Source organism: Streptomyces nojiriensis (assembly GCF_017639205.1).
GTDB classification, from domain to species: Bacteria; Actinomycetota; Actinomycetes; order Streptomycetales; family Streptomycetaceae; genus Streptomyces; species Streptomyces nojiriensis.
The window spans coordinates 6945332-6957727 of the sequence record NZ_CP071139.1 but is presented as its reverse complement, the minus strand read 5'-3'; the positions used below and the strand labels follow the sequence as shown (position 1 = coordinate 6957727).

At 74.2% G+C, this 12396-nt stretch carries 10 protein-coding genes; 5 read left to right on the top strand and 5 right to left on the bottom strand.

From position 1 onward, the window contains the following. Positions 1 to 54 precede the first annotated feature (54 nt). From JYK04_RS32265 to JYK04_RS32255, 3 genes are all read left to right on the top strand, one after another. The gene (locus tag JYK04_RS32265) at positions 55 to 435 is read left to right on the top strand and encodes a BlaI/MecI/CopY family transcriptional regulator (protein ID WP_189739481.1); all 381 of its coding nucleotides are present in this window, start codon (positions 55 to 57) and stop codon (positions 433 to 435) included. Continuing rightward, complete coding sequence (locus JYK04_RS32260; protein WP_189739477.1) at positions 432 to 1427, top strand: M56 family metallopeptidase; 996 nt, start codon at positions 432 to 434, stop codon at positions 1425 to 1427. The genes JYK04_RS32265 and JYK04_RS32260 overlap by 4 nt, the downstream gene beginning before the upstream one ends. A 297-nt stretch (positions 1428 to 1724) precedes the next feature. Next, on the top strand, positions 1725 to 2114 hold the full coding sequence (locus tag JYK04_RS32255; protein WP_189739474.1) for a MarR family winged helix-turn-helix transcriptional regulator: 390 nt from the start codon (positions 1725 to 1727) through the stop codon (positions 2112 to 2114). Here JYK04_RS32255 and mgt read toward each other — a convergent pair. Together mgt and JYK04_RS32245 are read right to left on the bottom strand one after the other, a co-directional pair. Further along, positions 2092 to 3294, bottom strand: coding sequence for a macrolide-inactivating glycosyltransferase (gene mgt / locus JYK04_RS32250; protein WP_189739471.1), 1203 nt, complete (start codon positions 3292 to 3294; stop codon positions 2092 to 2094). The two genes, JYK04_RS32255 and mgt, sit on opposite strands and share 23 nt — an antisense overlap. A 51-nt stretch (positions 3295 to 3345) precedes the next feature. After that, on the bottom strand, positions 3346 to 5538 hold the full coding sequence (locus JYK04_RS32245; protein ID WP_189739467.1) for an FUSC family protein: 2193 nt from the start codon (positions 5536 to 5538) through the stop codon (positions 3346 to 3348). An 83-nt stretch (positions 5539 to 5621) separates the two neighbouring features. On the opposite strand from JYK04_RS32245, the gene JYK04_RS32240 reads away from it, so the two are divergent. Then, positions 5622 to 6485: a phosphotransferase enzyme family protein gene (locus JYK04_RS32240; protein WP_189739464.1), complete on the top strand. Its 864-nt coding sequence runs from the start codon at positions 5622 to 5624 to the stop codon at positions 6483 to 6485. A 60-nt stretch (positions 6486 to 6545) separates the two neighbouring features. Here JYK04_RS32240 and JYK04_RS32235 read toward each other — a convergent pair whose 3' ends face one another. Further along, positions 6546 to 7265 (bottom strand): 3'-5' exonuclease, encoded by a 720-nt coding sequence (locus JYK04_RS32235; RefSeq protein WP_189739616.1) that lies wholly within the window; start codon positions 7263 to 7265, stop codon positions 6546 to 6548. 110 nt (positions 7266 to 7375) lie between these two features. Continuing rightward, complete coding sequence (locus JYK04_RS32230) at positions 7376 to 8653, bottom strand: SAV2148 family HEPN domain-containing protein (protein ID WP_189739461.1); 1278 nt, start codon at positions 8651 to 8653, stop codon at positions 7376 to 7378. Between the two features lie 288 nt (positions 8654 to 8941). Here JYK04_RS32230 and glgX point away from each other — a divergent pair, with 288 nt between their 5' ends. Beyond that, positions 8942 to 11056 (top strand): glycogen debranching protein GlgX, encoded by a 2115-nt coding sequence (gene glgX / locus JYK04_RS32225; RefSeq protein ID WP_189739458.1) that lies wholly within the window; start codon positions 8942 to 8944, stop codon positions 11054 to 11056. Here the strand turns inward: glgX and JYK04_RS32220 are convergent. Beyond that, positions 11041 to 12357, bottom strand: coding sequence for an MFS transporter (locus tag JYK04_RS32220; RefSeq protein WP_189739454.1), 1317 nt, complete (start codon positions 12355 to 12357; stop codon positions 11041 to 11043). The two genes, glgX and JYK04_RS32220, sit on opposite strands and share 16 nt — an antisense overlap. Between the last annotated feature and the right edge of the window lie 39 nt (positions 12358 to 12396).

The window sequence follows — 12396 nt, the reverse complement described above, 5'->3', positions numbered from 1 at the left end:
TATTCATCAACGGCCGGGTGCATCGGCCCCGGGCGGCGGCAGGGCGGTAACGGGATGGTGGAGGACGGCGGGGACGCGAGGCGTCCGCACGGTGAACTCGTCGCGGACGTGCTGGCGGTCCTGTGGGCGGCCGAGCAGCCGTTGACGCCGCAGCAGATCAACGCCGCGCTCGCCCGGGACCTGGCGAGGACCACGGTGACGACGATCCTCACCCGCCTCTACGAGAAGGGGACGGTCGTGCGCACCCGCGAGGGCCGGGGCTTCGCCTACACCGCCGCGGACGACGCCGCCGGGCTGGCGGCCGGGCGCATGCGCCGCGAGCTGGAGCGGGAGCCGCAGCGCGACCTCGTACTGAAGCGGTTCGTCTCCTCGCTGTCCGGCGACGACGAGGAAGCCCTGAGGCGTCTGCTCCTGGGGTCCGGGGACGGCGAATGACCCTGGTTCTGGCCGTGGTCGTACTGACCCTGGCGCTTCCCTGGGCCGCGGTGCCGGCCGGCCGCCGGCTGGCCGCGCTCCTGCCGCCGAGGGAAGCGTGCGCGGCGCTGACCGGAACCGCCGTTCTGCTGGCGGGCGCCACCGTGGCAGCGCTCGTCGGCCTGTTCCACGTGCCGCTCCTCGCCACCTTCGAACAGATCCCGCTGTCACAGGCGGCTGCCGAATGGCCGGCCGCCGTGCCGGTGGCCGCGGCCGCCGGTGCGGTATTGGCCTTACAGGCGGTGCTGCTGTTCCGCCGCTGGTACGAGCGCCGCTCGCTGCTCGCCCGCGCCTGGGCGTGCACCGGCGACGCGGTGTCCGACGGCGATCTCCTGGTCGTACCGGATCCCGAGCCGCAGGCCTTCGCGCTGCCGGGATGGCGCGGGCGCGGCGGCCGGGTCGTCGTGACGACGGGCATGCTCAAGACCCTGGGCCCGGCGGAGCGCGAGGTGCTGCTCGGGCACGAGCGGGCCCATCTGACGGGCCGCCACCACCTGTGGTCGGTCACCACCCACCTGGCCACCGCGGTGCACCCCGCCCTGCGAGCCCTGCGCCCGGCGCTGGACTTCCACCTGGAGCGGTGGGCGGACGAGTCGGCGGCCTCGTCGGTGGGCGACCGGCGGCTGGCGGCGACCGCGATCGCACGCGCGGCGCTGGCCGCCTCGTCCACCGCGTCCGCCGCGTCCGCCGGGAAAAGGGGCATGGTCCGCGGCCCCGCGCTCTCGGTGAATACCGGGCCGGTCCCGCAGCGGGTCGAAGCCCTGCTGCAGCCGGTACCGGTCCGACCGCAGACGCGCGGGACCCAGGCGGCCGTGGCCGGCCTGGTGACGGCGGTGACGGTCTGCGCCCTGCTGGGTCTGCTCCTGGCGTACGGCCTCCACGAGTACGTGGAGTTCGCCGCCCGGGACCTTCTGGGGGACCGCGTCGCCCAGGGCGTGTCGACGTCGATGTAGACCGATCGGCCGGGCGTAAGTAAGCTGCGCCCAGGTTTACGTCACCTGTCCCTCCAGGCCCGGCATGCCGGGTGGCTCCGGAGCCGACGTGCCCCGTACCCGGCGCACGGAGTGCCGTGGGCGACGCCGTCCGCGTGTCCTGGGTCGAAGGTGGCATCCCCCTCCCCGGCGATTGGATGCGGCGTGTACGACAGGGGGAGTGGGTCGTCGAGTCCCTCCGAGCAGACCGTGCATCTCCTGGCCGCGGCGGGCAGGGCCGCGGACGCGTTGGCGACCGAGCGTTTGCGAGCAGGCGGGTTGAGCCCCCTGCACCACTCGGTTCTCGGCAGGCTGGCCGAATGGGGGCCGCACGCCCGGCGCGATCTCGCCGCGCAGTCGGACGTGCCGTCGGCCGACGTCGCGCGGGCGGTCCGCGATCTCCTGGCGCAGGGCCTGGTGCAGGTGATGGTCGTCAACATCGGCGGGCGCCACGAGGTGGTGACGCTCACCCCGGCGGGTGCGGCGGCACTGACGACGGTCCAGGACGACATGAAGTCGGTGCAGGAGGCCCTGCTGGCGTCCCTCACGAAGGGTGAGCGCACCCAGCTGCACTACCTGCTCCGGCGGGTGTGCGCGACGGCCGCCCGGGTCGGTGCGGCGCGCTCGGTTCCGTCCTGGAACCCGCCTACGGCAATTCGGCCTCGATGAGGTCGGCCGCCCGTCGTGTGCCGCCTTCGGTCGCCATCTGCGCGCGGACGGCCTCCGCCCGCGCGGCGACCTCGGGGTCGGCGACCAGGTGGAGGACCGCCTCGCGCAGGGTCGCGGCGTCGGCGTCCGCCATCGGGACGTGGCGGGCCACGCCGAGGGAGACCAGCATGTCGGCGTTGGCGAACTGGTCGACGGCCTGCGGGACGGCGACCATCGGAGTGGCGGTGGCGAGCCCCTCCTGGCTGCCGCCGGCGCCCGCGTGGGTGATGAAGGCGTCGGCCCGGTGCAGGATGTCCAGCTGGGGAACCCAGCGGTGGACCTCGACGTTGGCGGGAACCGGGCCCAGGTCGGCCTCGTCGGTGAACGTGCCGATCTGGAGGACGAGATACCAGTCGGGCAGGTCCGCGAAGGCCTCGATGCAGGCGCGGTAGAAGGCCGGCTGCTTGGTGAAGGCGGAACCGAGCGAGACGAGCACGATCTTCTTGCCCTCGGCGGCCGGGGGCCGCTGCCAGGTGCCCTGGGTGGCGCTGCGGTCGCCCTGGCAGGCTCCGACGAAGGTGTACACGGACCCGTCGACACGGTCGGCCTGCGGCTGGAGCGCACGGGGGATGAGGACGATGCTGCGCCGCGGGCGGCCCTGGAAGCGGTCGACGTCGTCGCCGAGGCCGTTCTCGGTGAGCCAGGCCGCGAAGGCCGCGTAGTACGCCCGGCCGCGCTCGGAGGCCTTCAGCTCGGCGAACATCGGCTCGGCCACCTCCTGCTCGTACCCCTCCCAGGCGACCAGGTTCGGGGAGAGGGAGACGGCGGGGACGCCCCAGCGATGGGCGAGCACGGGCGCCGGGTAGGAGGTGATGTCGTGGAGCACGAGGTCCGGCTCGTCGCCCTCGAAGGCGGCGGCGAGCTGCGGGAGCGCCTGGACGGCGTCCTTCCGGAACAGCTCCAGGTGGTCGATCGGCTCGCTGCCCCAGGCCTCCGGCTCGTCGTCGGTCGGAAGGGTGGAGGTGTAGATCACGGGCGTGGCGCCGGTCTCCGCGACCTTCTCGGCGAAGGAGGCGGGGATGGCGTAGCTGACGCGGTGGCCCCGCGACACGAGTTCGCGGATCACCTCGATGCTCGGGTTCACGTGCCCGTGGGCGGCAATGGAGAACATGGCGATATGGGCGGGCTTGGCTGCGGTCATGATCGAACGATAAACGAGACGATACGTCTCGTGCAATATCTTTTCCGCCGCTCACGCCGGGCCGGACGGGCGGGACGCGCCGGATGAGCCGGATGAGCCGGACGGGTGGTCCGGTGCCGTGATGCGGTCGACGTCCACGGTGAGCGAGTCGAGCCAGACGAGCGCGGCGAAGAACCGCGGCGAGGAGACACCCGGCGGATCGTCCCCGGTGGGCCCGCCCGGCGGCGGCGCGCTCGGCGGATCCGGGACGTCCGCGGTCTCCGGAACCTTCCGGGCCGCCGGATCCGCGCCCGCCCGCCCGGCCGCCTCCCGCATCCGGCCGGCCACCCCAGCCGCCCGGCCGTCCAGCCGGGCGCCGTTGTCGGGCCCCACGGCCGGGCCGCCGCGGACGACGAGCCGCCGCGAACCCCACAGCACGTGGTGGCCCGTCATCATGGCCGCGTGCCAGTCCGTCGTGGGCTCCTCGGTGGTGCGGGGCTCGCTCTGGTGCTGCGCGAAGGCGGACTCCGCCATGATCAGCGCGTGCTGGAGCGGCTGGTCGTCGGGGGCCTGCCCCGGCCCGCCCTCCACCACGGCGGCCGTGGTCCGCTCGACGGTCTCCGCCTCCCTCGTCAGCAGCAGGGCGACCGCCCGGTGCAGCTCGCGCTGCGCCCCGCGCGGCCAGGCGAGCACCCCGAACACGACGCCGATCAGGCTGCCGATGATCACGTCCAGGATCCGGACCTCGGCGAGCTGCCAGGTCACGGGGGCCAGCTGCGCGAAGACGAAGGCCACCACGAGGGTGAACATGCCCTGGGCCCAGCCCACGCCCTTGACCGGCCCCACCCGGAACGCCGTGAGCATCACGAACGGCAGGGCGATGGCGTAGATGGTGGTGTGGCTGCCGATGAGGGCCAGCAGGACCCCGGTGACCAGGGCTCCGAGCAGGGTGCCCGTGATGGCCACCCGTACGGTCGCCCGGGTCTGGGAGGCGGTCGTCCGGGTCAGGCTGAGGACGGCCAGCATCGCCCAGAAGCCGTGGGGCAGCGAGTCCACGCCCGCGATCGTGCGGGCCGCGGCCAGCGCGAGGCTGATCCGTACGGCGTTCTGGAAGTACACGGACCGGGGCCCGGCATGTCCCGCCATCCGGTGCCACCACAGGCGCGGCGCGAGCTGGCCGGCGTACCAGAAGCGCCCGGCGTCGGCTCCGGCGGGCTTTCGCGCGTGCCGGCCCCGGACCGCCAGCTCGGCCGCCGTCGTCAGGGCCACGGCGGCGTCGGCCACCTCCAGCACGGCCGCCCGGCGGCGGCCCCGCGCCACCGTCGTCGGCGGCTCCCGCTCGGCCGCCGACGCCGCCTCCTTCCGTACGCGCCGCAGGGCGTCGGCCGCTTCGGTCGTGTCGGCCCCGCCGTCCAGCACCGCCGAGGTCTCGGTGACGGCCCGGGCCACCGCGCTCAGCACCTCGGCCTCCGCCACCTCCGGCGGCCGGTCCGGGGGCGGCGGCTCCGGGGGCGCCGGGGGCAGGTTCGCCATGCGGCCCAGGAGCGTGCGGGCGGCCAGGCCCACGTGGGCCAGGGCGCGTTCGCGCAGCCCCGGCCCGGCGGGCCGGTCGGCTCCGTCGGTCCGGAAGGGCCGCAGCGACTCGCCGGCCGCCCGGGCCGTCTCCGCCGAGGCGGCGCACAGCGTGTACGGGGCGCGGCCCAGCTCCGCGGCACAGCGGGCGGCGGTGTCGGCCGCCCGGGCGGCCACCTGCCGGTAGGTGGGCCCGGGCTCCTCGGGCAGGACGAAGACCTCGGCGAGGACCAGCAACAGCAGGCCGAAGGTCGCCCCCGCGAGCCGTTCGACCAGGGTGTCCGGTGCGTAGGGCGGGAAGCACGGCAGGATGTAGAGCAGCTGCAGACCGGGGGCCGCGCCCGCCGCGCGGGGCCCGGCCGCCGCCACGAAGGCCAGGGCGAAGCCGATCAGGAGCATGCCGACCACGGCGGTCCAGGTCCGGATCGCGAGGTAGGTACCGATCGTCAGCAGCAGCCAGGCCGCGGGCGTCGCCCTGACCATGACGGCCGCCCGCTGGCGCCCGGTGCCGGGGATGTGGGAGAGGGCCGCCATCGACACCGCGGCGAACAGCGCGTACGTCGCCGCCACCGGCCGGTCCAGTGCGTACAGGCAGACGAAGAACGAGACGCACGCGGAGAGGGTGGTGCGCAGGGCGCGCCGGGTCACGACCGAGGGGCCCCGGTCGGCGCGTCCGTCGTGTTCGGCGCACATGACTCCAGGATCGGGCCACCTGCCGGAAGCCACCACATACTGGCTGGCGGCAGCGGATCCACGGGAGGGGCGGGAGCGGCGGTATGGACGAGGCACGGGCGAGGCGGGTACTGGCGGCGGCGGGCCTGACCGGGGGCGCGCCCGGGGCGGCGGTGCTCCTCGCGTTCGGCGAGAACGCGGTCTTCGCCGTCGGCGACCTGGTGGTGAAGGTGGGCCGGGAGGCCGCGCTGCTGGAGCGGGCCGAGCGGGAACTCGCGGTGGCCGGCTGGTTCGCCGCGTCCGGGATCCCGGCGGTCCGCGCGGCCGAGCCGAAGCCGCGGCTGGTGGACGGGCATCCGCTGACCCTGTGGCACCGGCTCCCGGACGCGGTGCGGCCCGCGGGGCCCGGGGACCTGGCGGATCTGCTGCGCCTCGTGCACGCCCTGCCCGAGCCGCCGTTCGCCCTGCCCGCGCGGAACCTGCTGGAGGGGGTCGAGCGCTGGCTGCGGCTGGCGGCGGGCGCCGTCGACCCGGCCGACGCGGCCTATCTGCGGGCCCGCCGGGACGCGTACGCCGCCGAGCTGGCGGCCCTGACCCCGCGGCTGCCCCCGGGCCCGGTCCACGGCGACGCCCTGCCCCGCAACGTCCACGTGGGCCCCGACGGCCCTGCCCTGGTCGACCTGGAGACCGTGTCGGCCGATCTGCGCGAGCACGACCTGGTGGTGATGGCGCTCTCCCGCGACCGGTACGGTCTGCCCGCCGAGGAGTACGAGGCCTTCGTGACGGCGTACGGGTGGGACGTCCGCGACTGGGAGGGCTGCGCGGTCCTGCGCGGCGCCCGGGAGACGGCCAGCTGCGCCTGGGTCGCCCAGCACGCCCCGGCCGACCCGGGGGCACGGGCCGAGTTCCGCCGCCGCGTGGCCTCCCTCAGGGACGGCGACCGGCAAACCCGGTGGCACTCGTTCTAGGCCGTCTCTTCCGGATCTTGCCGGGCCCGGCCCGGGGGGCGAGGACCGACAGGACGCCTCCTACGCGGGGACCAGGCCCCGGAGCGGCCAGGCCTCGTCGATCACCGCGTCCGGGGTGCCCTGGCGGCGCAGGTACGACTGGAAGTCCCGGGCCCAGCGCGCGTGCCAGGTGCTCTGCCGTGCGTGCAGGTCGGCCGGCGTGAGCGCGGCCACCTCCGGATGCCGCTCGGCTATCGCACGGGCCACCTGGACCGCGGCCAGCGCGTCCGCCCCGGCGTCGTGCGCGGCGTCGAGGGTGACCCCGTACACCCCGCAGACCGCCTCCAGGGTCCGCTTGCCCCGCCGGTAGCGGTCCACGGCCCGGTCGATGGTCAGCGGGTCCACCACCGGCCCGGTCGGTGCCCCGTCCAGCCGGTCGGCCAGCGAGGGCAGCCCGTGCCGGGCCAGCTCGGCGCTCAGCAGGGTCAGGTCGAAGGCCGCGTTGTACGCGACCACCACCGCTCCGGCACGCCAGTGTCCGACCAGGGCCCCCGCGACCTCGTCCGCGACCTCCCGCACCGGGCGCCCCTCGGCGACCGCGCGCTCCGTGCTGATCCCGTGGATGGCCGAGGCCCCTTCCGGGATCGGTATCCCGGGATCGGCGAGCCAGCCGCGCCGCTCGCGCACCGTTCCGCCGCGCACCTCGACCAGGGCCGCCGTCACGATCCGCGATTCCCCCGGCTCCGTGCCGGTCGTCTCCAGGTCGAATCCGATCAGCACACCGCCGTGCCAGTCCCCCATGCCGTGCCAGTCCTCCACCCCGTGCCCCTCCCCCGTACACCTTCGGTCAACGGGTTTCAGCCTGCCACGGGGCACTGACAGCCAGGCCGCCGGGGCCGCCGGGCCGCGGGTCAGGACACCGGCCGGGAGTCCTCCCACATCGATTCGAACTCCTCCCGGTACGTCGTGAACAGTCCGTGCTCCGCGTCCTTCGGCACCCCGCGGCCGCCGCCCCGCAGCACCAGGACGGGCGACTCCATGCCGCGCGCCCGCCGCAGGTAGGACTGGACCACCGCGATGCCCGAGGCCTGCCCCTCCACCAGGTAGGCGGTGAACCGCGGGGTCTCGTCGAAGACGTGGATCTCGAAGCGGGAGGGGTCCCGCAGACCCGCCCGGACCCGGCGGACGTGCAGGATGTTCATCTCCACCGAGCGGCTCAGCTCGCCCTTGCGCAGCCCCAGTTCCCGCTCGCGCCGCTTCACGGCGCTGCTCGCCGGGTTCAGGAACAGCAGCCGCACCCGGCACCCGGCCTCCGTGAGCCGGACGAGTCTTCGGCCCGAGAAGTTCTGGACCAGCAGGTTGAGCCCTATGCCGATGGCGTCGAGCCGCCGCGCACCCCCGAAGAGGTCCTCGGCCGGGAGCTGGCGCTGGAGCCGTACCCGGTCGGGGTGGACGGAGATGACGTCCGCGTACCGGTCGCCCACGAGGTCTTCGACGGCGTCGATCGGCAGCCGCTCCGCGGAGGGGCTGCCGGAGACCCCGCCCAGCACCTCCAGCAGGCGCGCCGAGGCCCGCTCCGCCTGTTCCAGCACGGGCCGGGACAGCGCCCGGTTGCGGGAGACGACGTTGCGGGTGACCTCCAGCTCGTCCAGGGCCAGCTCGATCTCGCGCCGGTCGTCGAAGTACGGCTCGAAGCACGGCCAGTGCTGGACCATCAGCTCCCGCAGCTGGGGCAGGGTCAGGAAGCTCAGCACGTTGTCGTCGGCGGAGTCGAGCAGGTAGCCCTTGCGCCGGCTGACCTCGCGCACGGCCACGGCCCGCTGCACCCATTCCTGTCCGGCGGGCCCGGCGGCCGCGACGACCCAGTCGTCCGTGCCGTGCACCGGTTCGTAGATCGGCCGGAGCACCGCCCCGACCACCGCGCGCAGCCGCTGTTCGATGAGATTCAGCCAGATGTACGCACGGCCGGCCCGCTGTGCCCGGGTCCGGACCTCGCTCCAGGCCTCCGCGCCCCAGTCCAGCTCCACGCCGGTCCCCGCGGTCCCGGCCTCCGCCGGTCCGCCCGCCAGGGAGACCGCCCCGGCCGGGATCCCCGAGGGGGTCCCGCCGGGGACACCTCCTGGGGCGTCCGCCGGGCCACCCTCGTGACTGCTGTCACCAGGGGGCAGCTCCAGACCTCCCGAGCTCACCCGTGCACCGCCTTCTGCGTCTGGACGCCCGTCTCCAGTGATCACGGAAGGGTACTCCGCGCGCACGGCCCGGTGCAGCCCGACGGCCCGTACGGGAGCTGTCCGTTGACCCATTATCCGATGCGCAGACAGTCCGCTGACCCGCATATCAGCTCTGCGGGTCACCCGGTAGGACCCCTCCCAAGTCCGCGCTTGCGGCCCCTCTTTCGGGGAAGATCTGGCAGGGACTTGGGTCCACGCCGGGTCTAGCCGGGACATCTTCGGGCAACGAGGGAAGAGTCGTTATCTATGCAGGTCTGGCCGGGACAGGCGTATCCGCTGGGTGCCACGTACGACGGCGCCGGCACCAACTTCGCGGTCTACTCGGAGGCCGCCCGACGCATCGAGCTGTGCCTCCTGCACGACGACGGGTCGGAATCGGCCGTGGAGCTGCGCGAGACGGACGCCTTCGTCCGCCACGCGTACCTGCCCGGCGTCATGCCGGGCCAGCGCTACGGGTTCCGGGTGCACGGCCCGTACGAGCCCGAGCGCGGCCGGCGCTGCAACGCGGCGAAGCTGCTGCTGGACCCGTACGCGCGGGCCATCAGCGGCCGGGTCAGCTGGAACGAGGCGGTGTACGGCTACCACTTCGGCCGGCCGGACTCGCGCAACGACCTGGACTCCGCCCCGCACACGATGAGCTCGGTGGTGGTGAACCCGTACTTCGACTGGGCCAACGACCGGCCGCCGCGCCACGAGTACCACCACACCGTGCTGTACGAGGCCCACGTCAAGGGCCTGACCATGCACCATCCGGACCTCCCCGAGGAGCTTCGCGGCACCTACGGGGCGCTCGCGCACCCGGCGGTCATCGGCCACCTCGCCAAGCTCGGGGTGACGGCGCTGGAGCTGATGCCGGTCCACCAGTTCGTCAACGACCACCGGCTGGTCAACGACGGGCTGAGCAACTACTGGGGCTACAACACCATCGGCTTCTTCGCCCCGCACAACGGCTACGCCTCGGGCGACCGCGGTCAGCAGGTACTGGAGTTCAAATCGGCGGTCCGGGCCCTGCACGAGGCGGGCATCGAGGTGATCCTCGACGTGGTCTACAACCACACCGCCGAGGGGAACCACCTGGGCCCGACGCTGTCCTTCCGGGGGCTGGACAACGCCTCGTACTACCGGCTGGCGGACGATCCGCGCCACTACATGGACACCACCGGCACCGGGAACTCGCTGCTGATGCGCTCCCCGCACGTGCTCCAGCTGATCATGGACTCGCTGCGGTACTGGGTCACCGAGATGCACGTGGACGGCTTCCGCTTCGACCTGGCGGCGACGCTGGCCCGCCAGTTCCACGAGGTGGACCGGCTGTCCTCGTTCTTCGACCTGGTCCAGCAGGATCCGGTGGTCAGCCAGGTGAAGCTGATCGCGGAGCCCTGGGACCTGGGCGAGGGCGGCTACCAGGTGGGCAACTTCCCGCCGCTGTGGACCGAGTGGAACGGCAAGTACCGGGACACCGTACGGGACCTGTGGCGCGGGCAGCCCCGCACGCTCGCGGAGTTCGCGGGGCGGCTGACGGGCTCCTCGGACCTCTACCAGGACGACGGGCGGCGCCCGCTGGCGTCGATCAACTTCACCACCTGCCACGACGGCTTCACCCTGAACGACCTGGTCTCGTACGACGAGAAGCACAACGAGGCCAACCGGGAGGGCAATCGGGACGGCGAGACCCACAACCGCTCCTGGAACTGCGGCGTGGAGGGGCCCACCGAGGATCCGGAGATCCTGGAGCTGCGCGAACGCCAGATGCGCAACTTCACGGCCACCCTGATGCTGTCGCAGGGGGTGCCGATGCTCAGTCACGGCGACGAGTTCGGCCGGACCCAGCAGGGGAACAACAACGCCTACTGCCAGGACAACGAGTTGAGCTGGGTGCGCTGGCCGGAGCCCGGCAAGCCGGCGCCGTCCCTGCTGGAGTTCACCCGGCGGATGGTGTGGCTGCGCCGCGACCACCCGGTCTTCCGGCGGCGCCGGTTCTTCCACGGGCGGCCGGTGGAGGGCACGCACGACGAGCTGTCCGACATCGCCTGGTTCACCCCGCACGGGGAGGAGATGCGGGCGCGGGACTGGCAGGCGCAGCACGCGAGGGCGCTGACCGTCTTCCTCAACGGGGAGGCGATCTCCGAGCCGGGCACCCGCGGGGAGCGGATCACCGACGACTCGTTCCTGCTGATGTTCAACGCGGGCGCGGAGCCGCAGGACTTCACCGTTCCGGCGGGGCACGGCGCGCAGTGGCGGCTGGTGGTGGACACGGCGCGGGCGGACGTACTGCCACCCGGCACCGGTCCGCAGTACGCGGCCGGTGACCGGGTGGCGCTGACGGGCCGGTGCCTGGTGGTGCTTCAGCGCCCGGCGTAGGCGGCTCCGCTCCCGTCCGGCGCCGGGGTGGAGCCGGTCCGCGGGCCCGGGATGCGCACCTCGGCGGTGTGCGTCCGGGCGGCGGGCGCCTTGGTGACGAGGGCGAGCAACAGGCAGAGCGCGGCCGCCCCGACGGCCACGGCGAAGGCCCCGGCGGGGCCGTACGCCTCGGCGAGGCGCCCGCAGACGACGAGTGCCGTGGCCTGCCCGGCCACCAGGCAGCTGGCGGCGACGGCCATCGCGGTGGAGAGCCGGGCCGGTGCCACGGCCCGCTCGGTGAGCGCGAACGCGGTGATCAGGTGGGGTGCGTAGGCGGCGCCCAGCACGGTGACGACGGCGTACAGCGGCCACAGGCCGTCGGTGAACAGCAGGGGCACCGAGAGGACCAGGGCCGCGCCGGTCGCCACCCGCCAGCGCAGCCGCAGCCCGAAGCGGGCGGGCAGCGCGCCGAGCGAGATGCCGACGACCGCGCTGACGACGCCCATGGCGGAGTAGACGACGGCGGCCTGGTCGGGGACGCCGAGCCGGATGGTGAGCGCGGTGATGCCCGCCTGGCAGGCGCCGAACATCGCGCCCTGGAGGGCGAGGGAGCCGCGGACGGCGTGGACCACGCCGGGCGACCGGACCCGGCCTCCCGGGCGCCGGTCCCGCGCGGGCGCCCCTCCCCCGGGCTCCGTCCGGGGGTGCCCCGCGGTGACGGCGGCGGTCGGGTGGAGCGCGTAGACGGTGCCGAAGACGGCGACGAGGCCGGCCGCGCCGGCGAGGGCGACGGCGGGGTGCGCGAGGAGCGCGGCGAGTCCGACGAGGGCGGGTCCGAAGACGAAGGAGACCTCGTCCAGGGTGCCTTCGAGGGCGTGGACGGCGCCGACGACGCTCTCGTCGGACCCGGCCCGGTGCGCCAGCGCCACCGAGCGGGTGCGGGCGAGCGGTCCGATCAGCGGTACGGAGGCTCCGGTGAGGGCGCCGATCGCGGCGAGCGGGACGGTGGCCAGGTGCGTGAGCGCCCCGGCGACCAGGGCGGCGGTGGCCACGGCGTTGACGGCGGCCGCGGCCAGGACGACCGGGCGCTGCCCGTGGCGGTCGGCGAGCCAGCCGAGGACGGGTCCGAAGAGGACCTGCCCGATGGAGAGGGCGCCGCCGACGGTGCCCGCGGTGGCGAGGGATCCGCTGGTCTGGGCGACCAGCAGGAAGCTCCCGAACTGGGACATCGCGACGGGCAGTCGGGCGAGGAAAGAGACGAGCGGAAGTAGGGGCCCGGTCAGGGCGATGACTTTTCGATAGGTGCTGACGGTTCCAACCACTTGATCGACACTAACCCGGCGCAGTCACTCGGATGCATT